General features: G+C 66.4%; 18 protein-coding genes. 7 read left to right on the top strand and 11 right to left on the bottom strand.

Annotation, left to right across the window (positions count from 1 at the left end; genetic code table 11):
- Window positions 1-63 precede the first annotated feature (63 nt).
- The 5 genes from FEJ81_RS03945 to FEJ81_RS03965 all read right to left on the bottom strand — a co-directional run bounded on the left by FEJ81_RS03945 (window position 64) and on the right by FEJ81_RS03965 (window position 6,081).
- Window positions 64-600 carry an NUDIX hydrolase gene (locus FEJ81_RS03945; protein WP_138244052.1) on the bottom strand — a complete coding sequence of 179 codons (537 nt, stop codon included), beginning with the start codon at window positions 598-600 and terminating at the stop codon, window positions 64-66.
- Between the two features lie 2 nt (window positions 601-602).
- Window positions 603-1,757: a threonine synthase gene (locus tag FEJ81_RS03950; RefSeq protein WP_138246711.1), complete on the bottom strand. Its 1,155-nt coding sequence runs from the start codon at window positions 1,755-1,757 to the stop codon at window positions 603-605.
- 1 nt (window position 1,758) lies between these two features.
- On the bottom strand, window positions 1,759-2,718 hold the full coding sequence (locus FEJ81_RS03955) for a succinylglutamate desuccinylase/aspartoacylase family protein (RefSeq protein WP_138244053.1): 960 nt from the start codon (window positions 2,716-2,718) through the stop codon (window positions 1,759-1,761).
- A gap of 145 nt (window positions 2,719-2,863) precedes the next feature.
- A complete protein-coding gene (locus tag FEJ81_RS03960) occupies window positions 2,864-3,700 on the bottom strand; it encodes a proline dehydrogenase family protein (protein WP_138244054.1) in 837 nt (278 codons plus the stop codon).
- 83 nt (window positions 3,701-3,783) lie between these two features.
- Complete coding sequence (locus tag FEJ81_RS03965; protein WP_138244055.1) at window positions 3,784-6,081, bottom strand: amino acid permease; 2,298 nt, start codon at window positions 6,079-6,081, stop codon at window positions 3,784-3,786.
- 389 nt (window positions 6,082-6,470) lie between these two features.
- Between FEJ81_RS03965 and FEJ81_RS03970 the strand changes: the two genes are divergently transcribed.
- The 6 genes from FEJ81_RS03970 to FEJ81_RS03995 all read left to right on the top strand — a co-directional run bounded on the left by FEJ81_RS03970 (window position 6,471) and on the right by FEJ81_RS03995 (window position 14,057).
- Complete coding sequence (locus FEJ81_RS03970; protein WP_138244056.1) at window positions 6,471-7,853, top strand: aspartate aminotransferase family protein; 1,383 nt, start codon at window positions 6,471-6,473, stop codon at window positions 7,851-7,853.
- Window positions 7,854-7,871: 18 nt separating this feature from the next.
- On the top strand, window positions 7,872-8,261 hold the full coding sequence (locus tag FEJ81_RS03975) for a Rid family detoxifying hydrolase (protein ID WP_138244057.1): 390 nt from the start codon (window positions 7,872-7,874) through the stop codon (window positions 8,259-8,261).
- Between the two features lie 160 nt (window positions 8,262-8,421).
- The gene (locus FEJ81_RS03980) at window positions 8,422-9,702 is read left to right on the top strand and encodes an amidohydrolase (RefSeq protein ID WP_138244058.1); all 1,281 of its coding nucleotides are present in this window, start codon (window positions 8,422-8,424) and stop codon (window positions 9,700-9,702) included.
- A gap of 88 nt (window positions 9,703-9,790) precedes the next feature.
- Window positions 9,791-10,441 carry a hypothetical protein gene (locus FEJ81_RS03985; RefSeq protein ID WP_138244059.1) on the top strand — a complete coding sequence of 217 codons (651 nt, stop codon included), beginning with the start codon at window positions 9,791-9,793 and terminating at the stop codon, window positions 10,439-10,441.
- A 397-nt stretch (window positions 10,442-10,838) separates the two neighbouring features.
- Window positions 10,839-12,545: a BCCT family transporter gene (locus tag FEJ81_RS03990; protein ID WP_175416349.1), complete on the top strand. Its 1,707-nt coding sequence runs from the start codon at window positions 10,839-10,841 to the stop codon at window positions 12,543-12,545.
- Between the two features lie 147 nt (window positions 12,546-12,692).
- Window positions 12,693-14,057, top strand: coding sequence for an aminotransferase class III-fold pyridoxal phosphate-dependent enzyme (locus FEJ81_RS03995; protein WP_138244060.1), 1,365 nt, complete (start codon window positions 12,693-12,695; stop codon window positions 14,055-14,057).
- A gap of 128 nt (window positions 14,058-14,185) precedes the next feature.
- On the opposite strand, the gene FEJ81_RS04000 is transcribed toward FEJ81_RS03995, so the two are convergent.
- The 3 genes from FEJ81_RS04000 to FEJ81_RS04010 all read right to left on the bottom strand — a co-directional run bounded on the left by FEJ81_RS04000 (window position 14,186) and on the right by FEJ81_RS04010 (window position 19,188).
- Window positions 14,186-16,213, bottom strand: a complete 2,028-nt coding sequence (locus FEJ81_RS04000) for an ATP-binding protein (RefSeq protein WP_138244061.1) — start codon at window positions 16,211-16,213, stop codon at window positions 14,186-14,188.
- 402 nt (window positions 16,214-16,615) lie between these two features.
- A complete protein-coding gene (ilvA, locus tag FEJ81_RS04005) occupies window positions 16,616-17,854 on the bottom strand; it encodes a threonine ammonia-lyase (protein ID WP_138244062.1) in 1,239 nt (412 codons plus the stop codon).
- Window positions 17,851-19,188 (bottom strand): amidohydrolase, encoded by a 1,338-nt coding sequence (locus FEJ81_RS04010; protein ID WP_138244063.1) that lies wholly within the window; start codon window positions 19,186-19,188, stop codon window positions 17,851-17,853. The genes ilvA and FEJ81_RS04010 overlap by 4 nt, the downstream gene beginning before the upstream one ends.
- 111 nt (window positions 19,189-19,299) lie before the next feature.
- On the opposite strand from FEJ81_RS04010, the gene FEJ81_RS04015 reads away from it, so the two are divergent.
- Complete coding sequence (locus FEJ81_RS04015) at window positions 19,300-20,277, top strand: NAD(P)-dependent oxidoreductase (protein ID WP_138244064.1); 978 nt, start codon at window positions 19,300-19,302, stop codon at window positions 20,275-20,277.
- A 71-nt stretch (window positions 20,278-20,348) separates the two neighbouring features.
- Here the strand turns inward: FEJ81_RS04015 and FEJ81_RS04020 are convergent, their stop codons facing one another.
- The 3 genes from FEJ81_RS04020 to FEJ81_RS04030 all read right to left on the bottom strand — a co-directional run bounded on the left by FEJ81_RS04020 (window position 20,349) and on the right by FEJ81_RS04030 (window position 23,714).
- Entirely contained in the window at window positions 20,349-21,017 is a 669-nt protein-coding gene (locus FEJ81_RS04020) for a DUF502 domain-containing protein (protein ID WP_138244065.1), read from the bottom strand.
- A gap of 144 nt (window positions 21,018-21,161) precedes the next feature.
- Window positions 21,162-22,469, bottom strand: coding sequence for a glutamate dehydrogenase GdhB (gdhB, locus tag FEJ81_RS04025; RefSeq protein WP_138244066.1), 1,308 nt, complete (start codon window positions 22,467-22,469; stop codon window positions 21,162-21,164).
- A 63-nt stretch (window positions 22,470-22,532) separates the two neighbouring features.
- Window positions 22,533-23,714: a M24 family metallopeptidase gene (locus FEJ81_RS04030; RefSeq protein ID WP_138244067.1), complete on the bottom strand. Its 1,182-nt coding sequence runs from the start codon at window positions 23,712-23,714 to the stop codon at window positions 22,533-22,535.
- Window positions 23,715-23,738 lie beyond the last annotated feature (24 nt).

Genomic DNA, 23,738 nt, shown 5'->3' on the forward strand with positions numbered 1-23,738 from the left:
GGTCGCTAATGAATTCCCTGATTCCGCCGTGTCCCGCTGTCCGGGAGATGTCGGCGATAGTGCCTACTCGAACAGCGCGGCGGCCTCGCGGAACCGCGCCTCGTGAACCGGACGGAAGGTCTCCTCGGAGGCATCGAACTCGGCCGGCGTCCAGAAGCGGGCGTCCGTCGCGTCGCTCCCGGCGACCGGGTCGCCCTCGGCATCGGCGCGGTCGGCCACGTAGTGGACCGTCACGACGTGTTTGCCCTCTCGAGGCGGCATCGCCGACGCGCCCAGGATCTCGAGGTCGGCGGGATCGACGACGATCCCGGTCTCCTCTCGGAGTTCGCGGGCGGCCGCCGTCGCCGGCTCCTCGCCGGTCTCCATGTGGCCGCCGGGGATCGTCCACTCGCCGACGCCCGGCGGGACGCCGCGTTCGACGCAGAGTACGGCGGGCTCGGGGCCGGTGGCGTCGACCACCGCGACGCCGGCACAGGGAACCGGGTTGTGCCAGACGATCGCCTCGCAGTTCGGACAGCGCATTCGCTCGCGGGTTTCGATCGGTGTCGACTCGAGGCGGGTACCGCAGTCGGGACAGAACGTCGGCGGTCGGCTGACCATGGTTAGAGGGTTTTCAGTCCGCTGCCGGTCAGCGGGACGACGACATCGTCGTCGGCGGCGATGACGCCGTCCTTGCGGTACCGCTCGAGGGCCGCCGGCGCGACCGCGCAGGTGGGCTCGACGTAGAACCCGCCGCGGTGGAGCCGATCCAGTGCGGTCTCGATCGGGTCCGAACCGAGCGCGATCGCGTCGCCGTCGGTCTCCTCGATCGCCTCGAGGATCTCGGTGCCGCGGGCCGGTTCGGTGATCTGGATGCCGTCGGCGATGTCGGTTCGTTCCCCCTCCGCGTCGGTGGTGTCGCCGCCGAGCGCGGCGACGATTGGGGCGTAGCCGGCCGCCTGCGCGCCGAGTAGGCGGGGCATTCCGTCGACGATACCGGCCTCGTTCAGGAGTGAGAAGCCGCGGTAGGCCCCTAAAAAGAGCGTCCCGTGGCCGATCGGGAGGACGACGGCGTCGGGAACGGTCCACCCCTGCTGGGCGGCCACTTCGAACGCGAACGTCATCGTCCCGGCGTAGAACGCGGGGTTCCACGCGTGGCTGGCGTACCAGCCCTCGCCCGTCTGATACGGGGCGGCGCCGTCGGCCGGCGACCCGTCGCCACTCGCGTCGCCTTCGACGGCCTCGAGACAGGCCGCGGTCACGTCCTCCCGCGTTCCCTCGACACGGACTGGCCGGGCGTCGGCCCGCTGGATCGCCATCAGCTTCGACTGCTTGACATCCGCCGGGACGTAGATGTCCGCGTCCAGCCCCGCTCGAGCCGCGTAGGTCGCGATCGACGCGCCCGCGTTGCCTGAGGAGTCCTCGACGACTTTCTCGACGCCGAGTTCGACGGCCCGCGAGAGGGTCGTCGTCGCGCCGCGGTCCTTGAACGACCCCGTCGGGAAGACGTACTCGAGTTTGAACTCGGCGTCCCAGTCGGGGGCGTCGACCATCGGCGTAAAGCCCTCGTAGAAGGTGACGTGCTGTTCGATCGGGAGGAACTCGAAGAACGTCCAGAGCCCCTCGCTGGTGTCGAGGCTGTGCAGCGGGAGCGGATCGCCCTGCGGATGGGGCCGTTCGGTAAATTCCAGTGCGTGACCGCAGCCACAGCGCCACGGTTCGTCCGGGCCGGCCTCGTAGACGGCTCCGCAGTCGGGACAGGTGAGGTCGGCGGCCATCTCAGTACTCACCGATGTCGGTCCCGACCGAACAGACGTACTCGCCGGTTGCGACCTGCGGGAGCCGCCGCGCTCGCCAGAGGATGCCGTCGTTGTCGGCCGTCACCTCGGCTTTCGGCTCGCCGAAGGGCGTCGTCACCTCGAACAGCGTCTCGCCCGGTCGAACGCGGTCGCCGAGCTCTTTCCGGAGCGTGACGAGTCCGCCGGCGGGAGCGCCGTACTGCTCGAACCCTCTGGCGCGGGTCTGGGTCTCGAGCGGCTGGGCGCCCTCGAGGAAGTTGTAGTACCGGAGCACGTTGAACACGCCCTCGACGCCCTTGCGGATGCTCTCCTCGTCCCAGCCGACGGCCCCGCCGAGTTCGGGGTCGACGGTCGGGATGCCGTCGTCGGGGGCCGCGCGGGCCAGTTGGCCGTCGGGTCCCTTCTGGTCGAGCACGTAGCCGCAGCCGAAGGCCTTCGCCAGCTCGAGACACTGGTCGTGGAGCCGGTGGCGTTTGCCACAGCGGACCCGCACCTCGTCGAGCATCCGGCTGGTCGATCCCTGATGGAGGTCGAGGATCAGGTCCGCCCGGGTCGCGGCGTCGAACGTGGCGGCCGCGATCCGCTCCGTCGAGGTGCCGCCCTCGTTGCCCGGGTAGGCGCGGTTCATCTTCGTATCGTCGATCGGATTGCGGTGTTCGGCGACCTGAAACGCGTGGTAATTGACGATTCCCACGATGAGGATCGTCCCCGAAATCTCCGTGGGATCGAGCCGCGGCACGACCTGCTGGATCACGCCGACGCCGTTGAGTTCGTCGCCGTCACTGGCCGCCTGCATATAAAGCGTTTTTCCAGAATCTGCCCCGTTCACTACGGCGACTGGCAGTCCGAACGGGCTCCCATCCCGCGTCTCGCCGACCTCGAGACGCCCCGTCTCGATCTCGCCGGGAGACGCGCTCGCCGTTCCGAGCGTCGTCGTCATATGTCCACCACGATGGAGCCGTCTGCCTTTATACTATCCTTTGATCCCTCGCGGCGGGTACTCGAGTCGGGGACAAAGGGGCAATCCGAACCGCTTTCGTCGCCGCGGATGTCGGCCACCTCGCGACGCGCTCGAGGCCGCGGTCTCAACTGCTCAATACGGCTCGGAGCGCGAACCGGAGGTTCTCCCGTCGTTCCATGACTCGGCGGTAGAAGTAGGACTTCCAGCGGTCGCCGTAGGGGACGTACTGCCAGACCTCGTACTCCCCTGCCAACTCGTACTGGGCCTCCTCGCGGACGCCCATGAGCATCTGGATCTCGAAGTCGGTGCCGTACCGCTCGTGGAGTGCCGTCGCGTGCTCGATCATCGCCGGATCGTGGCTCCCCACCGCGATGCCGCCGTCGTCGTGTTCGAACGCGTACTCGAGCAGGTCCCGATACTCCTGATCGATCCGCGCTCCGTCCGTGTAGGCCACGTCGGCCGGCGGGTCGTAGGCCCCCTTGACGAAGCGGACCTTGCCGGGAACGTCGGCCAGCCGTTTCACGTCCGCTCGAGTCCGCCTGAGATTGGCCTGCAGGCAGATGCCGACGCCGCCTCCGTGGTCGCGGGCGAGCGCCTCGAACGCGTCCAGGGTCGCGTCGGTCGTCGTGTGATCTTCCATGTCGATCCAGACGAAGACGCCATGGTCGGCCGCGGCGTCGACGATGTCGGCCAGCTCGCTCCGAAACACGTCCTCGCCGATGTCGAGCCCCAGTTGCGAGGGTTTCACCGAGATGCAGGCCTCGAGTCCCGAACCCGCGATATCGGCCACGAGTCGGCGGTATTCGGCGGCGTCGGCTTCGACGGGATCGCGGTGGTCGTAGTGCTCGCCGAGGAGGTTGACGATGGCCTTCACGTCGTTCTCGTTCAACCCGCGGACGTGCTCGAGCGCTTCGGCAGGAGATTCCCCCGCGACGAACCGGTTCGCGATGGGCGGGATCATATCAGAGCGAATGACAGCCATGCGTAAGGCTGTTCCTCCGTTTCTCGAGCGCTCCGATCACGGACCCGAAAAGAAGGGGACGACTACTCTTCTTCGACTCCCAGCAGCCGTTCACGCATGGTCCGTTCCCGGGCCCGTTCGGCCAGCAGCACCGAACACTCGATGTCCTCGAGCACGTCTAAGACCAGCGAGCCGCGGACGATCCGGGAGAGCAGCCCCTCGCCGGTCGCCCCGATGACGACCAGCGTTGCCTCGGAGGCGGCCTCCGCGATGGACGTCTCGACATCGCCGTCCTCGAGCCGGAGTTCGGCGTCGGCGAGGCCGTTCTCGGCGGCCCACTCCTCGAGGAACTGCTCGCCCTCCTCGGGGGACTCGCCGTCGGTGAGGACGTGCAACAGCGTCACCTGCGAGTCGAACTCCTCGCGGAGCAGCCCAGCGACCTCGGCGCTGAGCTCCGAGTCGGGGCCGCCCGCGGTCGGGACGAGGATCCGGTCGGGGTCGAAGCCCCGCTCGTTCAACACGAGGAAGTCACAGGGGAGATCGTGGGTCAGTTCGTCGATGCGGGACTCGGCGCGGCCGTGTGCGGTCGGTCCCCAGCCCATGACGACCTGATCGGCCTCGAAGGCGCGAGCCGCGTCGAAGACCTCCTCGAACGAGCGATGCGAGAGGACGGTGTGGGTCTCGACCGTCGCGCCGAACGTCTCGGCGTCGGTCCGGGCCTGCTCGAGCAACTTCTGGGACTCGGCGTCGAGGCGGTCGTTCTCCTCGGCCCGCTCGAGCGGCGTCTGGTCGGGCACTTGCACGATGTGGACCGCGTGGACCGTGCCGCCACGTTGCTTCGCGACGGCGCCGGCGAGCGTGATGAGGTCCTTCTCAGTCCGCGGGTTCGAGAGGGGGACCATCACGCGGAAGTCGCCGCCGTTCGTGCTCGCGGCGGACCCTCTAGCGGCGTCGGGACGGACCGTGTCGGCCGCGGCCACCGCAGCGTCAGGCATCTCCTCGGACCGGTCGAGGATCCAGCCGGCGAAGACCCCGGCGCTCTCGACGTGCTGGCGGGCGTACAGCAGGTACCACACCGCCGCGAAGACGACGAGCCCCGCCGAGAGCGCGATGACGAGCGGTTCGATGTACGCGATCAGCGCGAACGACGAGATCGTCCCGATGATCGGGACGATCGGATACAGCGGCACCTCGAAGTCGGGATCGTAGTCGGCGGGTTCGGCCTCCCGCATGACGATCAGCGCGATGTTCAACAGGCCGTAGACGATCAGGTGCAACACCGAGCCGGCCGTCGAGAGGATCTCGAGGTTGCCAAAGAGGAGGAAGACGATGATGAGTCCCCCGGTGATCAGGATCGACTTGTACGGCGTCCCGAAGCGGGGGTGGATCTCGTTGACCGACGGCGAAATGATCTTCTCCCGGCCCATCGCGAAGTTGATCCGCGACGACGAGAGGATCGACGCGTTCGCGCTCGAGGCCGTCGCCAGAAGGCCTCCGAGCAGTAACAGCCCCCAGCCGAGCGCCCCCAGACCGAACCCGAAGACGCTGTACTGGCCGAAGAGCAACTCGGCGGCCTCGACGACCGCCGTGTCGTTGTTCGCCACCAGCTCGTTGGGCACCGCCGCCAGCAGGACGAGGAGGAACAGGGCGTAGACGACCGTGACGATGACGACCGAGCCGATGACCGCCAGCGGGAGGTTCCGGCCGGGGTTCTTGATCTCCTCGGCGACGGAGGTGATCTGGACGAAGCCGAGGTAGGAGACGAAGACGATGGCGGTCACCGGGAGCACCTCGCCGGTCGTCCCCTCGGGCGCGAGCGGCCGCAGCGACTCGAGGTCGGCGTTCAGGAGCCCGACGATCGTGAAGACGCCGAGGATGGCCAACAGCGTGAGCACGATGCCGATCTGGAGGCCGCCGGTCTCCTTGGCACCCATGTAGTTGATGGCGATGAACAGCGCCGCACCGATCAGTCCGATCGTCTGAGCGGCCGAAATCGTCACCGGGCCGAGCCCGATGGCCTGCGCGCCAACGAGCTGGTTGACGTACTCGCCGAACCCGTACATGTAGAACGCGGACGCGAAGGCCAGCCCGAGCCAGTTCGCCCAGCCGCTGATCGACCCGAACAGCGGGCCGAGCGCGCGGTTGATGTAGAAGTAGGCACCGCCGGATTTCGGCATCGCCGTTCCCAGTTCGGAGGCCGACAGCGCCGTAAACAGCGCGGTGACGCCGCCGATGACGAAGGTGAGCGCCGCGAGCGGCCCCGCTCGAGCGACTGCGGTTCCCGGCAGCACGAAGATACCGGCCCCGATCATCGTCCCGATACCGATCGCGATCGCCGAGAGCAGTCCGAGGTCCTTCGCGAGTTCTTCGTCGGCGCTCATGTGGGTCCACCCCACTCGTCCCCGCCCGCGTCGCGCCGTCTCGTTCCCGGTTCCCGTCGGCTCCTTGCGCTCGATACCGACTGTCGCGGCGGACCGCACGCGTGATTTCGGGCGTTCATTGATCCGAACTTGTGTAGGTGCCGGTGATAAACTCCCTGATTGGACTGCTGGATCCGTATTCTCGTGGCACTCTATTGACGATCACTGAGAATACGATCCCATCTCGTTCGGATTCGAAATTGGAACCGGACGACGAGAACGGGCGTGGTTCCGTGAGCGATTCGTCGTTCGGCCTGTCGTTCGAGTTGACCTGCGTAGTCAATAACTGTATACAGACTGCATGAATATTGTGGACAAGCTATTTATAATTGTTTCACCTGCCCATACGTATGACGGCAGGACCGCCGATAGACGAACTTCACTTCGCGGACGCACCAACCGTCGACGACGTGCCCGGGCCGAACACGCGGGCGCTGCTCGAGAAACAGCGCGAGATCGACAGCAGCGCGGTCGCCTACCCGGACGACATCCCGATCGCCTTCGAGGAGGGGAAGGGCGCGACGGTCCGAGACGCCGACGGCAACACCTACATCGACCTCTTCGCGGGCATCGGCGTGCTCAACGTCGGTCACTCGAACCCCTACGTGCTCGAGGCGGTCCACGAGCAGGCCGACAAGTTCGTTCACACGGTCGACTTCCCGACCGAAGCGCGCCTCGAGTTGATCGAGAAGTTAGACGAGATCGCGCCCGACGGCCTGCAGGGACAGAACAAGGTCGTCTTCGGCGGCCCGACCGGCAGCGACGCCATCGAGGCGTCGATCAAACTCTCGAAGTACAACACGGGCGGCGACGGCCTGATCGCCTTCCGCGGTGCCTACCACGGCGCGACGACCGGCGCGATGAGCGTCACGTCGAACAAGAAGTTCAAGGGCGACTACACGCCGTTGCTCTCCGACGTCGTCCACGCGCCCTACCCCCACCCGTTCCGACAGGACAAGACGCCCGAGGCGGCGGTCGATCACGCGCTCGAGGAGGTCCAAGCCATCGTCGAAGATCCCTACGGCGGGCTGGCGAACCCGGCCGGCATCATCGTCGAACCGATTCAGGGCGAGGGCGGCATCGTCACGCCGCCGAAAGGGTTCTTGCAGGGGCTGCGCGACATCGCCGACGACAACGACGTGACGCTCGTCTTCGACGAGATTCAGAGCGGCCTCGGCCGCACTGGCCAGTGGTGGGCCAGCGACTGGGACGGGGTCGCCCCCGACGCGATGACGAGCGCGAAGGCGCTCGGCGGCGTCGGCTTCCCGCTGTCGGCCACGATGTACCACGAGGATCTGGACACGTGGGGGCCGGGCGACCACGCCGGCACCTACCGCGGCCACGTCGTCGGCATGCGGGCCGGCACCCGCGCCATCGAGTACATTCAGGACCACGACCTGCTCGCCCACGCCCGCGACCTCGGCGAGTACATTCAGGGGCGGCTCCGCGAGGCCGGCGAGGGCAACGACCGGCTCGCCGATATCCGCGGCAAAGGCCTGTTCATCGGCGCGGAGTTCGTCGACGCGGACGGCCAGCCGAACGGCGACCTCGTCGACGCCATCCAGCAGTACTGCTTCGAGCGCGGCGTCCTCGTCTGGACGGCCGGCCGCCACGGCAACGTGCTCCGGTTCCTGCCGCCGCTGGTGCTCACCCACGAACTGGCCGAGACCGCACTCGACGTGGTCGTCGAAGCGATCGACGATGTGACCGCCGAAGCGAAACGGGCCGCCTGAGCCTCGAGCCGAGAGTCCATGTCCGACATCGACTCCATCGAGACCGACGACGCACCGAGCACCGACAACCCCTACTCGCAGGGCGTCCGCGCCGGCGACACGCTGTACGTCTCCGGCTACGGCCCCGTCGATCCCGACACGGGCGCGGTCGTCGAGGGCGACATCGAGGCACAGACCGACCGGGTACTCGATAACATCGCCGCCGTCGTCGACGAAGCCGGCGGCGACGGCCTCGCCGACGTGGTCAAAGTCACCGTCTACCTGACCGATCTCGAGGACTACGAGCGGGTCAACGAGGCCTACGGCGCGCGATTCGGCGAGGACCCGCCGGCTCGAGTCTGCGTGGAGGTCGCGCGGCTCCCCGAAGACGTCCGCGTGGAACTCGACGCGACGGCGTCTCTGGGTTAACCGAACCAACGCCGGCCGCAGCGAGTCCAACGATTGCGGTCTGGGGCGCGGAAACCGTGACCAATCCGACTCGATCCGTGACGTTCTCCATCGATACTGCGTAATCGGTGTACGATTATTGACTACGATTAAGTAGCTCCCGCGCGTAGAACCGGCAAGAATGTCCTCTGACGTGCGAAACAGGCTGCGCGACCTCCGGCGGGCGTTCCACCGCCATCCGGAACCCGGGTGGCGCGAGTTCCGGACGACAGCCCGGGTGGTCGAGGAACTCGAGCGGATCGGCGTCGACGAGATTGCCGTCGGCCGCGAGGCGTTGGCGACCGACGAGCGCATGGCCGTTCCGCCCGAGTCGGAACTCGAGCCGTGGCTCGAGCGCGCTCGCGAGGCGGGGGTTCGATCGGACATCCTCGAGCGCACCGCCGGCGGCCACACGGGCGTTATCGCGGTGCTCGAGCAGGGCGAGGGGCCCTGCATCGGACTGCGCGTCGACCTCGACGCGATTTCGATGCGCGAGTCGGACGAGCGCGACCACCGACCGGCCGCGGAGGGCTTTCGCTCCGAACACGACGGCTACATGCACGCCTGCGGCCACGACGCCCACGTCGCGATGGCGCTCGGCGCGCTCGAGACGATAAAGGAGAGCGACTTCGAAGGGACGGTGACGGTCTTCTTCCAACCGGCAGAGGAGATCTCCGGCGGCGGGAAGGCGATGGCCGAGAGCGGCTACCTCGACGACGTCGACTACCTGCTCGCGCTCCACATCGGGCTGGACCACCCCACCGGCGAGATCGTCGCCGGCATCGAGAAACCGCTGGCGATGGCCCACTTGACCGCGACGTTCGAGGGCGCGAGCGCCCACGCGGGCAAGGCCCCGAACGAGGGGGCGAACGCCATGCAGGCGGCGGCGACCGCGATCCAGAACGCCTACGGCATCCCCCGGCACAGCGACGGGATGACTCGCGTCAACGTCGGCCGCATCGAGGGCGGCACCGCGAGCAACGTCATCGCCGAGGAGGTCACCATCGAGGCCGAAGTCCGCGGTGAGACCACCTCGCTGATGGAATACACGCGCACCGAACTCGAGCGCGTACTCTACGCCGCCGCCGAAATGCACGACTGCGACGTGACCCCGCGGGTGATCAGCGAGTCGCCTCGCGTCGACAGCCATCCCGCCCTGCGGGACCTCGTGGGGAACGTCGCGTGGGAGGTCGACGGCGTCGATCGCGTCGTTCCGAGCGAGGAGTTCGGCGTGAGCGAGGACGTGACCTATCTGATGGAACGGGTCCAAGCGGACGGCGGCCTCGCCTCGTACGTCCTCGTCGGTACCGACCACCCGACGAGCCACCACACACCGACGTTCGATATCGACGAGGACAGCCTCGAGGTCGGCGTGGGGCTGCTGACCGAGACAGCCGTCGAACTCTCCCGCCGTCGACCGTAGCGGAACGGTCCGGTTCGTCGAACTGTTCGTCTGCGATCACGTTCGACGGATGGGAAACGTTAATTCGCGCGCTGTCCGTGTTTCCTGTATGAGTCAGGACGACGTGCCGGAGTCACTGCAACCGGCGGCGGACTCGGATCGCCCGCGCGGAATTCTCACGCCCTCCGACCGTGACTTCCTGCTCGGCCGGAAGACGGACTACACCGACCACTCGAAGAAACAGAAGCGAAACCGCATTCGGCGGCGGGTTCGGAACGCGATTCTCGATTTCAGCATCCTCTTCGAGTACATGGAAGAACGCGACCGGGAGACGGTCTTCGATCCCGATGACGAGGATCGCGACGCCTATACGCAGGGGATCACCGACATGCTCGCCTTCCTCCACCTCGGGACGATGGGGTATCACACCCCGTTCAAGGACATGCTCTCGGAGGGCGTCGGCAAGGCCGAACAGCGACTCGCCGGCTCGAACTACCGCATGGTCAACGTCGAGTTCAACGTCGATCCGGTCGGTCAGATCGATGTCGACGAGGTCGTCGAAAAACTCGAGAACGAGGAGTTCGCCAAGCTCACCGACGAGGAACTCCGCGCGTTCGTCCGATTGCTGACGATGTCCGACGACTTCTCGCCGGAAGACACCGGCGAGGAGATCAAGGACCGCGTCGACGAGTTCGCCGAGCGGGTGACCGAGAGCGCCGAGGCCCGCGAGGCGACGTTCGAAGAACTGACGAACCGATAATCCGACGCGGGACCGCCGGCTATCGAATTCCGTTTTCGGCCGTTCGCGTCCGATGACGAGTGGGGCTCTCGTCGCCCGTCGTCCGCGTCGCTCCGGCAGCTTCCACTCAGTTACTGTCCGTTCTAATAGTTGTTGAAAACGCTGTTTGCGGGCTATTATTGCCATCTTGTGTTTTAAAAACCTGCTTCGGGGGCCGTATGGGCAGAAAAGTTGCAAATGAGTCTGTCTTCTGTATACACGTCTGATACACGGAAACTGTGGATATTTTCGCAATGTGAGAAACACTTATTGTATACGCCGTCAATGGTAGCGGTATGCCATCATGCAGCATGGCGAACGGTAGGTGGAGCCACGCACAATCAGCATGCCGTCGCCCACTTCCGGGAGGTGAGACGGGATGAGCGACGCCGAGAATGGAATGGTCGACGAGTTCCTCGAGGAGATCGATCCGATCGTCTTCGCGTTCGGCGCGTTGCTGACGGTCGGCGTTATCGCGGCGTTTTTCATCAGTCCCAGTACGGTCGAGAGCGGGATTTCCTCGCTGAACAATCAGATGCTCGGCGCGTTCAACTGGGCGCTGTTACTGATCGTCTTCCTCATCGTCGTCTTTCTGTTGTTCTTGATCGTCGGTCCCTGGGGATCGATCAAGCTCGGCGACGAATCGCCGGAGTACAGTTTCCTGTCGTTTTTCGCGATGCTGTACTCGGCGGGGTTCGCCGCGGGCGTCGTGTTCTGGGGCCCAACCGAGGCGCTGTTCTACTACGATAGTCCCTCACCGCTATTCGGCGGTGTCGAGGGCGGCTCGGCCGAAGCGATGACCCTTGCTGTCCAGCAGACGCTGTTTCACTGGGCGCTCCCCCAGCTCGCAGTGTTTACGATCATGGGGATCGCAATCGGCTACTTCGCGTACAACTACGAGAACGTCCCGCTCCGAGTCTCCTCAGCGCTCACTCCCATCATCGGTGCCGAGAACTTAGACGGACCGGTCGCGAAGGTCGTCGACATCCTCGCCGTTTTCGCGACCATCGGTGGCGTCGCGACGTCGCTGGGATTCATCGGTAGCCAGTTCGTCACGGGGCTGGACTACCAGTGGGGGATCAGTATGGGGAACATCGGCATTCTCCTCGTGGTGACCTTCATGACGCTGCTGTTTACGACCTCGATGGTGTTGGGCGTCGACAAGGGGATCCGCCGGCTGTCGAACTTCAACATGATTCTCTTCGTTATCCTCATGTTCGGCACGTTCATCGCCGGCCCGACGCTGTTCCTGATTCTGCTCGGCACGCAGGCGTTCGGTGGGATGCTGTCGGACTTCGTCTCGATGAGCCTCTTTACCGGTGCCGGCCCGATGGGGGCCGGCGATCCGGCGGCGACGGAATGGATGAACGCCTGGACCGTCTTCTACTGGGCGTGGGCGCTCTCGTGGTCGCCGTTCGCGGGTCTGTTCATCGCCCGCATCTCCAAGGGGCGCACCGTTCGCGAGGTCGCGTTTACGGGGATCGTCGCGACCTCCGGAGCCACCATCCCGTGGTTCACGTTCGTCGGCGGTACCGCCGTCTGGGCCCAGCACAACGGCATCGCCGACTTCGGCGCGGTGATCGCCGGCGAGGCCGGGGCGGAAGTCTCCGGCTTCATCCTCTTCGAGGCGTTGCAGTTCACGCTCAACCTCGGCGGGAGTTCGATCACGATCCCGATCGGTACCGCCCTGATGTACGTGTTCTTGATCCTCGTGACGACGTTCTTCGTCACCTCCGCGGACTCGTCGACGTTGGCCGTCTCGATGATGACGACCGGCGGAAAGGCCAAACCGTCGACGATCAACCGAGTCTTCTGGGGTGTCGTCCTGGGAATGACTGCTGCGATCCTGATGATCCTCGGTGGGACGGGGAGCGCGAACACGCTCCAGCAGGCGGCGATCATCACCGGGACGCCGTTCGCCCTCGTTTGCTTCCTCGCGATGTGCTCGCTGATCAAGGACTTCGGTTCGAGCTACGGCCACGTGTTGCTGCAGGACGAGACCGTCCTGGTCGGCTCGAGCGCGAAGACCGAACCCGAACCGGAATCGCCCGGTCCCGGCGGCCCCGTCGAATCGGACGACGACTGAGACGGGTTCCTGTACCGATTTCCGGCCAAGCCACCTCCCCGGCCGACGATCCGCGTCGGCCGTCATGCTGTCCGTTTTTCCGACGGCCGATCGTCCCCTCGCCAATCTATAACAAGTTTTAATGTACGAGGTACACATAAACTGTGTATGGATAGGGACACGGCGGAGCCCGACGCGGACGCGCTTCCGGGACCGAACGCCCAGAAGTGGGTCGACTTCCACCAAGAGTACTCCGCGCCCAGCGAGTACTCCCACGAATTCGTCTGGGACGTGACCCGCGAGGCCGACGGGCCGTTCGTCACGGACGTCGACGGGAACGTCCTCCTCGATTTCACCTGTCACATCGGTGCGGCACCGCTCGGCTACAACAACGCGAAAGTCCTCGAGAAGGTCCGCGAGTTCGACCTCGTCGAACCGATGAAGATTGCGGGCCAGGACATGTACTTCGGTGCCGGCCCCACCCCCGACGAGTCCGACGTCCCCGGCTCGAGTCACCTCATGGAGAAACTGACCGCGGTCTCGAGTCAGTACGGGATGGACACCGTCTTCCTCTCGAACTCCGGCGCGGAGGCCATGGAAAACTCGATGAAGATCACCCACGACTACCGGGCCCCCGCGAAGTACGGCGTCGCCTTCGCGGGCAGCTTCCACGGCCGCACGCTCGGGACCCTCTCGCTGACGAAGTCCAAGGAGGTCTACACGCGCCACTACCCCGAGATCAGCGGGATCGAGACGGTCCCGTTCTGCGCCGATCGGGGCTGTGACGCCGATAGCTGTGACTGCGGGTTCTTCGCCGGCGGCGACTCGCAACTCCGCTCCATGCTCTCGCCGGAGGGCGGCCACGTCAACCCCGACGAGATCGCCTTCCTCACCCTCGAGCCGATTCAGGGCGTCGGCGGCTACCGGTTCCCCAGCGAGGCGTTCATGGAGGAAGTCGCGGCCGTCACCGCCGAGTACGACATCCCGCTGGTCGTCGACGAGATCCAGTCCGGCGTCGGCCGCACCGGCGAGATCTGGGCCTCCGATCACTACCCGATCGAACCAGACGTCATCGCCAGCGCGAAGGCACTGCGCGTCGGCGCGACGATTTCGCGCTCCGAGGTCTTCCCCAGCGAGAAGAACCGGCTGGGATCGACCTTCGGCGGCGGCGACCTGCTCGGCTCGATGATGGGCACGTTCACGCTCGAGGCGATTCAGGAACACGACCTGCTGGACAACGCCACCCGACGCGGCGAGCAGGCCAAAGAACTCCTGTGCGACGACACACCAGAGTACGTCGAGGACGTCCGCGGGAAGGGGCTGATGCTCGCCGTCGAGTTCGACACCCCTGAACGGCGGAGCGCCGTCGTCGAGGCGGCCCTCGAGCGCGGCCTCCTGACGCTGGGCTGCGGGAAGAAGACCATCCGGCTGCTCCCGCCGCTCGACTCGACTGAACGCGAGATCGAGTTGGGGATCGGCATCTTCCTCGAGGCCATCGAGGCCGTCGGCCCGAGCGCGAAAGTGGCCGACTGACCGTTCGATTTCGATTGTCGTTTTCGCGGTCGTCTCGAGCGGGGTCGCTGATCGCTCGAGGAGAGCCATAACCGAATCTGTGCTGCCGGACCGTCGCTGGTTCCTGTGAGCCGCGGTCGATGCGGTCCCTAGTCGGAATCGCTTGCCGCCGGCAGCGTGAACGTAAACGTCGAGCCCTCGCCCGGCTCGCTGGTAACCCGGATTTCGCCCCCGTGTCGCTCGATGATCCGCTCGCAGATTGCGAGTCCGATCCCCGTTCCGTTGTACCCCTCACCCTCGTGATAGCTCTGGAAGACGTCGAAGATCTGGTCGCTGTACTCCGGATCGATGCCGATTCCGTCGTCGCTGACCGAGATTTCCCATTCGGCGGCGTTCTCGGAACGGCGCTCGGACGAAACGGTGATGCGGGGCGGCCCGTCCCCGCTGTACTCGATGGCGTTGTCCAGCAGATTCTGGAAGACCTGTCGTAACTGCCCGCTGTCGCCTTCAACAGTCGGGAGGGACTCGGCAATCACCTCACCGTTGCTCTCTTCGAATCGAAGTTGGAGGTCATCGAGAACGTCGTCGAGGACCGCGTTCAGATCGACCGGTTCGAAGGGATCGCCCTCCGTCTCGACGCGAGAGTACTCGAGCAGGCCGTCGATCATCTCGCGCATGCGCTCGGCGCCGTCGACCGCGAACTGGAGAAACTCCTCCCCATCGTCGTCGAGCTCGCCACCGTACCGGCCCTCGATGAGTTGCAGGTAACTCGAGACCATCCGCAGGGGTTCCTGTAAGTCGTGGCTGGCCGCGTAGGCGAACTGCTCCAAGCGCTCGTTCGACGTCTCTAACCGTTCGATCAGACCCTCCAGCCGCCGTTCGCGTTCCACTCGTTCGGTGATGTCCGTGAAGAGTACCCCCACTTGTGCGTCCGTCTCGTCGCCGACCGGAAACGCGTAACACTCGAGAACCCGACCCTGTGTCGCCAGTTCGCGATCGAATCTGACCGGCTCACCGGTCTCCACGACGGTATCGTAGGTCTCGAACCACTCCTGTCGTTCTCCCGGCACCAGTTCTCGGATCGTCTTTCCGACGACGTCGGTCATCCCCGAGTGCTCCTCGAACGCCGGGTTCGCCTCGATATAGCGGAAGTCGATCGGCTCCGAGGGCGGCGTGTCGACCCGCTCGATGACGCAGTATCCCTCGGACATCGAGGTGAACAGGTCCCGATACCGTTCTTCTCGCTCCCTGAGTTGCCGCTCGCGTTGCTTTCGCTCCGTGATGTCGGTGACGGCACCGTGCATCCGGACCGGGTCGCCGCTCGCGTCGTACTCCACCTCGCCGCGGGAGACCATCCACATGGTCTCGCCGTCGCCGCTTTCGACGCGGTATTCGGCGCTGAATCCGCCGGTCTCTAGCGCGCGGTCGAGTCGCTCCCAGATCCCGTCCTTGTCTTCCTCGGGAACCGATTCGAAGAACGCCTCGATCGGGGCGCCCGTCGTCACTACCCCCGGGTCCATTCCGTACGATTCCGCGAGGAACTCGTCGGCGGTGAAGACGTTCTCCTGTATGTCCCACAGCCAGAGCCCGATCGACGCGGCGTCGGTCGCGACGCTCAGTTGGGCCTCGCGCTCGCGGAGTTGGTCTTCCTTGTTCGCGCGCTCGATCGCCGCCGCGAGGATGTTCGCGGCGCTTTGCACGAAATTGGCCTCGTTCGCCGTGAACTCCGTTCGGTCGGTCGTGTGCGTGCCGAGCACTCCCCACGGCTCCTCGACCGAACTGATGACGACGCTGATCCCGCTGACCACGTCGTGGCTCGTGAGCAACTCGGGGCCGGAGAAGCGCTCTTCCTCGCGGAGATCGTCGACGATGACCGGCTCCTCGCTGATGAGCGTGTAGCCGGCCTGCGAGTCGAGATCCGTCGGCACCGTCGCCGATCCGACGAGGCCGTCTCGCCAGCCGACGCCCTGCCGGAAGAAGAGTTCGTCGCCGCCGGGGTCCCGCTCGAGTACCTTGCAGTACTCGTTGTCGAGCGTCTCGGCGACGGCGGCGGACACGTCGCGCATCAACTGATCGAGGTCGTCCGTCTCCAGCGCTCGCTGGCCGAGTTCCGCGATGACCTCTTGCTGCCGGATTCGGGCCTGCACTCCAGGGTCGGTCGAGGAGGGCGATCCCATTCTACTACCGTATTGCGACGCGGGTCACAAATCCCCTCGGTTACCGCGAGCGGTTCACCGCAACTGATCGCTGTCGTCGCTTCCGCTGACCGTTCTCTGCTCTCGATTCAGCGGTCACTGCGGACTGAGGTGTTACTGTTCCGTCTCACCCATCCAATATGCGGTGGCGCGCGCTTCCGACACGCCTGAGCGCTGCGAAGGCGTGTCGATGATTGCGTGCGAGGGATGAGCGAGCGGAGTGAGCGAATCGGTTGGGGAGGATGTGGTGATACCCTGTTGCCACGATAGCAAGACGCTTCGTTTCATCATCGGCTCTCTCGTGCATGCCGATCGACGGGCACGTAGCCGATCCGAAGTAACAGATCGCTCGGCCGGAGTGCTCGAGCGCGCTCGCCGACGCGATCACTCGAGCGAGCGCTCGAGCACCGAAACCCCCTCGAGCGAGTGCAGCGTCTCCAGAACCCCCTCGAGATGCTCCGGGCCGCTGCCCTCGAGGCCGACGGTCACGGGCACTCGGTTCGGCTCGTCGACCGACGTGCGCCGGGCGCGCTCGAGGATGTCCAGTTCCGCGCCCTCGGCTTCCACGGTCTCCGCAACCTCGCCGACGCTCGTCGGCCAGCCCGCGACGGCCAGTCTGGCCTCGACGTAGCGCTCGAGTTCGCGGAGTCCGGTCCGTGTCAGTTCCGCGTGCTCGGTGAGGTTCACGTTACCACCCGAAACGACGACGCCGACGTGTGCGCCCTCGAGGTCCAGCTCCGCCTCATCGGAGAGCGCGGCGGCAAGCGGCGCGGCCCCGGCGCCCTCGGCGACCGTCTTCGCGCGCTCGGCGAGCAGAGTCACCGCGGCGGCAATCTCGCGATCGCTCACGCTCACCACGTCGTCGACGACCTCGCGGGCGATGTCGAAGGTGGTCTCGAGCATCCGTGTGTCCGCGATCCCCTCCGCGACGGTGTCGACGGCCTCGAGTTCGCGGATCTCGCCGGCCTCGAGCGACGGCTTCGCGTGGGCCGCGCCCTCGGGCTGGACGCCGATCACGCGGATGTCCCGCTCGGCGGCTTTCAGCACCGTGCCGATCCCCGAGATGAGCCCGCCGCCGCCGATCGCTACGAGGACGGTATCGATGTCTGGGTACTGCTCGAGCAGCTCGAGACCGATCGTGCCCTGCCCGGCGACGATGGCCTCGTCGTCGAAGGGATGGACGAACGTCTCGCCGGTGTCAGCGGCCCGCTCGAGGGCGTACTCGTAGGAGCGCTCGTAGATGTCTCCCTCGACGACCACCGCGGCCCCGTAGCCGCGGGTGGCCTCGATCTTCGCCGCCGGCGTCACCTCCGGCACCACGATCGTCGTGTCGATATCGAGCAGGTCGCCGGCCAGCGCCACCCCTTGGGCGTGGTTGCCCGCGCTCGAGGAGATGACCCCCGCCTCGCGCTCCGCGGCCGAGAGCTGGGCCATCTCGTTGTACGCGCCGCGGATTTTGAACGAGCCCGTCCGCTGAACGTTCTCGAGTTTGAGCCCGACCGAGGCCGCGCCACTCAGTTCGGCGAACGTCCGCGAGGTGTCGAGCGGCGTGCGGTGGACGACATCCGCGATGCGCTCCCGTGCCGCCTCAACGTCGGCGAGCGTGACGCGGGCCTCGCTCATTCGCCGCCCTCCGCGACCGCTGCGGCGTCCCCGTCGTCGGGTTCCGCGACGTGGGGAACCGGATGCCGCGCCTCGAGTTCCCGGATCGTCTCGACCAGTACGTCGACGCCGTGCTCGAGACTGCGCTCGTCCACGTCGAAGGTGGGCGTGTGGTGGCTCGTCGGGTGGTCGGTGCCGACGATCAGGTAGGTCGCCAACCCGCCGTCGTTCTGGACGCGTTCCATCAGGAACGTCGCGTCCTCGCTCGCGCCGAAGTCGGCGGCCGGCAGCACGCGGTCGATGCCGTCGACCTCGCCCGCGACCTCGCCCACCAGCGCCTGCAGTTCGGGATCGCTGTCCGCCCGCGGCGACTCACTGACTACGTCGACCGCGGCCCGGCAGCCGTGCATCGTCGCCGCCGATTTCATCGTGCGCTCGAGGCGACGTTTCATGTACTCCATCAGCTCGGTCGTCTCGCCGCGGGCTTCGCACTCCATGTGGGCGCGCTCGGCGATGACGTTGCTCGCGGTTCCCGCCTCGGCCGTCCCGATATTCACCCGGGTCATCCCGTCGCTGTGCCGGGGGACGCCGTAGGCGTTGACGATCCCGGCACCCATCGCGTGCACGGCGTTCGCCCCCTCGTTCGGGGCCTTGCCCGCGTGCGCGGAGGTCCCCTCGATCGTCACGTCGACGTGGCACATGGCGAGCGGCTTCTCGATCCCGGCGACGACCTCGCCCGTGGGATGGTCGAGACCGACGTGGATCGCGAGCAGGTAGTCCAGATCGTCGGCGAACTCGCTTTTCGCCATCGGGCAGCCCCCGCCGCTCGTCTCCTCGGCGGGCTGGAAGAAGACCACGAAGCGACCCGAGAAGTCGCTCTCTTTGATCGCCTCGAGGACGGCGAGTCCCCACGTCATGTGGGCGTCGTGGCCGCAGGCGTGCATCGTCCCGTCGATCTCCGAGCGAAAGCCCTCGTCCGCGGGACCGTGGTCCGCGTCGGTCGATTCCTCGATGAACAGCCCGTCGATGTCGACGCGCAGCCCGATCGACGGTCCCTCACCGCGCTCTAAGACTGCTACGGCACCCGTATTCCCGCCGGTCATCCGCTCGAGCAACGCCTCGTCCGCGCCGCGCTCGCGAGCGCGCTCGAGCCACGGCTCGAGATCGTCGTCGGGGACGGCCATCCGATCCGCGGGGTCGTAGGCGTCCGGGCCGACGGCGAGTTCGTCGACGCCGATGGTCCGGATCTCCTCGACGAGTCGGGCCGTCGTGAGGAACTCGCGCCACGCCGGCTCGGGGTGGCGGTGGAAGCTGCGACGAACCGTCACGAGTCGGTCCTGAATCGGCTCGGTCATGCGAGTCACTGACGCGCCCCAGTGCCTTAATTATACACAATCAGTGTTTACGACGAGTACACAAAAGGAATAAGAGAACGGATACCAATCGTCCGGTAACGCATACCCGATATGAGCACGAATCCAGACGTCGTCGTTCTGAGAGAGGGGACGGAGGGGCTATCGATGGACTCGTACGCCGAACGGCTCCGCGAGCGACTGCCCGACCGCGCCGTCGCGCTCGCGCGGACGCCGAAAGAAGAACGCGAACTCGTCCCGCAGGCCCGGGTCGTGACCGGCATCACGATCGACGAGGCCCTCCTCGAGCGGGCCGAGCGGCTCGAGCTGTTCGCGTGTACCTTCGCCGGCACCGATCACGTGCCGATGGACGCCCTCGCGGACCACGGGGTCGCAGTGACGAACGCGGGCGGCATCCACGCGCCCGGCATCGCCGAGCAGACGATCGCCAACATGCTCGTCTTCGCGCGCCGACTCCACGAGGGGTGGCGGCGGAAGGAAAACAGCGGGTGGCGACACTTCCAGTCGTTCGAGTTCACCGACAGCACCGTCACGGTCGTCGGCCTCGGTTCGATCGGACAGGCGGTCGTAAAGCGTCTCGAGGGGTTCGAGGTCGAGACGATCGGGATCCGCTACACCCCCGAGAAGGGCGGCCCGACCGACGAGGTACTCGGCTTCGACGAGGACGACGTCCACGAGGCCTTCTCCCGGAGCGACTACGTCGTGCTCGCGTGCCCGCTGAACGATTTGACCCGCGGGCTGGTCGGCGAGGAGGAACTGGCGACGCTCCCGCCGAACGCGGTCGTCATCAACGCGGCCCGGGGCGGGATCATCGACACCGACGCGCTCGTCTCGGCTCTGCAGTCCGAGGGGATCCGCGGGGCTGCCCTCGACGTCACCGACCCCGAACCGCTCCCCGCTGACCACCCGCTCTGGGACCTCGAGAACTGTCTGCTAACGCCCCACACCGGCGGTCACACGCCGAAACACTGGGACCGACTGGCCGACATCGTCGCGGGCAACGTCGACGCCCTCGAGACGGGCGGCGACCTCGAGAACGCCGTCTATCGTCCCGATTCGACTCGAGAGTGAGGTGCGGGGTGGGCCGTACTGAGCGCCACGCAACGCTCTCGAGCCATCTGTTTCCTATCCTCACGCAACTGTCACTCCGTCTCTTCCGACCGGTCGCCGGAGGTGTCGAAGGGCACGGTCGGGCTCGCTCCGTTCGGGCGTTTGGTCTCGCCGAACCCGCCGCTTAGCATCCGTGCGAGCGCTTCCTCGACGGAGTCATCGGTTTCGGTGACCCGGCTCGCCTCGGCCTCGACGACGAAGCCGGAGGTGACGTTCGGTGCCGTCGGAACGAAGAGCACGACCCGGCCGTCGGCGGTCGTCTGGCCGGTCTTGAACGCCGTCATCTCGACGCCGTCCCAGCTTTCGACCCTGACCGGTTCCTGCAGCGCCTGCTCCTCGCCGAGCGTGGTTTCGGCGGCGACCTTCGACGCGTTGTAGACGACGCGCAGCCCCGGGACGCGGTTCGCGATCCCGTCGACGCTCCGCGCGAAGAGATCGCCGATCGTCGTTCGGGTCAGGACGCCCATCGCGAGGGTTACGAGGAAAAAGAAGCTCAGAGAGGTGATCAGCCGGAGGACGCTGACGACGCGGACGCGGGTCGGTTCGTGGGCGATCAGACCGCTCAGCACCGTTTCGTCGAGCACGAGCGTCGGCGTGACGCCGGTCACGATCGCGTAGGCCCGGTAGACGACGTACAGCGTGACGAGTATCGGCCCGAGGAGAATGAGCCCGCTCGCGAACACCCGCTTCCACGACGCCATACTCGGAGCATGTGACCGGTGGGACATGAGCCCTTCCCTTCGTCCGGTCGCGATCGGTGTCGATCGTCCGCGTCGACCCGAGTCGAACCGCCGGCGACGATCAGCGGTGCCGACGTAGTCCGAACCGCTGGCGGCCGGGATCAATCAGGGCCAGAGCCCGCGGGTCTCCTTGGCCTCCGCGATCCGGGACAGCGCCACTACGTAGGCCGCGTCGCGCCACGTCAGCCCTTCGGCGTCGACCTCGGCCCGGACGTCGTCCCACGCTTCGAGCATGTGTTCCTCGAGTTCCTCGTTGACGCGCTCGAGGGACCACTGGCGGCGGTTGATGTCCTGGAGCCACTCGAAGTACGAGACCGTGACACCGCCCGCGTTCGCGAGGATGTCCGGAATCACCTGCACGTCTCGTTCCTCGAGGATGGTATCGGCGGCGAAGGTGGTCGGACCGTTCGCGCCCTCGACGACGATGTCGGCCGCGATGGCGTCGGCGTTGTCCGCCGTGATGACGTTGCCGACCGCGGCCGGAATCAGGACGTCCACGTCTAGCTCGAGGAGGGCCTCGTTCGAGAGTCGCCGGACGCTGTCCGCGTCGGCGATCTCGGTCGCGAAGCGGGTGACCGCTTCGGGCTCCTCGTCGTGGGAGGGAATCTCCTCGACGTCGATCCCCTCTGGGTCGTAGATCGCGCCGTTGACGTCCGAGACGGCGACGACGGTTGCACCCCACTCCTCGAGGAGGCGGGCGGCGTTCGCGCCGACGCTGCCGAAGCCCTGGACGGCGACGGTCGTCTCGGAGAGTTCGCGATCGTAGTACTGGACCGCCTCCCGCGTGACGATCGCGGTCGACCGGCCGGGGGCCTCCTCGCGACCGTAGGAGCCGCCGATGACCGGCGGTTTGCCGGTGACGACGCCGGGGATCGTCTCGCCCTGTTGCATCGAGTAGGCGTCCATGAACCACGCCATCGTCTGGGCGTCGGTGCCCATGTCCGGTGCGGCGACGTCTTTCGTCGGGCCGACCGCGTCGCGCAGTTCCTCCGCGAAGCGACGGGTGAGCCGTTCGGTTTCGTCCTCGTTCAGCTCCTTCGGATCGACGGCGATACCGCCTTTCCCGCCGCCGAAGGGCAGATCCATCACGGCGCACTTCCAGGTCATCCACATCGAGAGCCCGGTACACTCCTCGGCGGACACTTCGGGGTGGTAGCGCAGGCCGCCCTTATACGGGCCGCGAACGTCGTCGTGCTGGGCTCGGTACCCTGTAAAGACCTCGACGTTACCGTCCTCGCGCTCGAGGGGAACCGATACCTGTTGGACTCGCGTCGGGTGCTTCAGCCGCTCGACGACCCCGGGATCGACATCGACGTGGGTCGCGGCCCGCTCTAACTGCCGGCGAGCGGTGACGAGCGCCGAATCGAGTTCGTCCGCTGATTCGCTTTCCGTCGCGGGTGATGAGGTAGTCATCAGTATGAGTGTTGTGTCGAAGGCAGTAGTATGGTTGGCGTTCCATGGACGGTATGGGTCGCGCTACGTTGTGAAAAGCTCTCGCGGGAAATCGGCGAGCGTCTCCGTGCCGTCGCTCGTCACGTGGAACGTCTCGCTGATCTCCATGCCGATCTCGTCCGTCCAGATGCCCGGAATCATGTGGAACGTCATGTCCTCCTCGAGGACAGTCTCGTCGCCGGGCCGGATGCTCGCGGTGTGCTCGCCCCAGTCCGGCGGGTAGCCCAGTCCCATCGAGTAGCCGATCCGGTCCTCCTTCTCGAGGCCGTACTGGGCGATGGTCTCGCGCCACGCCTCCTCGACCGACTCGCAGGTCACGCCGGGCTCGGCGGCGTCGAGCGCCGCCTCGAGTCCCTCGACGACGATGTCGGCGGTCTCCTCGAGTTCCGCGGGCGGGTCGCCGACGAACGTCGTGCGGGCCAGCGGGGAGTGATACCGGTGCCGGCAGCCCGAAAGTTCGATGATGACCGGATCGCCGTCCTCGAACTCCCGGTCGGTCCACGTGAGATGCGGCGTGCCGGTGTGGTCGCCCGAGGGCATCAGCGGGACGATCGAGGGGTAGTCGCCGCCGTACTCCTCGGTGCCGGTGATCAACTGCTCGTAGATCGCGGCCGCGGCCTCGTACTCCGGAACCCCCTCCTCGATGACGTCGAGGCCCGCCCGCATCGCGTTCTCGGAGATCCGAGCGGCCTCGCGCATGTACTCGAGTTCCCGCTCGGACTTCTTGATCCGAACCCAGCCGACCAGCAGCGTCGCGTCCTCGAACTCGGCCTCGGGGAGGTTCTGCTGGAGGCGCGTGTAGGACTTCGCGGTGAAGTAGGCGGCGTCCATCTCGAGGCCGATCCGGCCGTCCGCGACCTCGAGTTCCTCGAGGACGCCCGCCACGTAGTCCATCGGGTGGAGGTCGTGGGGCGAGTGGACGTGGTCGTCGCTGTAGGCGCGGATGCTGTCGTCGCCGAGGTGGGTCGTCGCCCGCGCGCCGCCGCCGTCCATGTCGCGGCCGATCCAGACGGGTTCGTCCCGATCGGGCGTGACCACAACAGCCTGATGGACGTAGAACGACCAGCCGTCGTACCCCGTCAGATAGTTCATGTTCGCCGGATCGGCAACGATGATCGCGTCGAGGTCTTCCTCGCGCAGCCGCTCTTTCGTCCGAGCGACCCGCCGCTCGTACTCGGCCTCGTCGAAGATATGCTCTCGTGGCATGGTAACAGGGCGTCTACGACGAGC

This window comes from Natrinema versiforme (assembly GCF_005576615.1).
Classification (GTDB): domain Archaea; phylum Halobacteriota; class Halobacteria; order Halobacteriales; family Natrialbaceae; genus Natrinema; species Natrinema versiforme_A.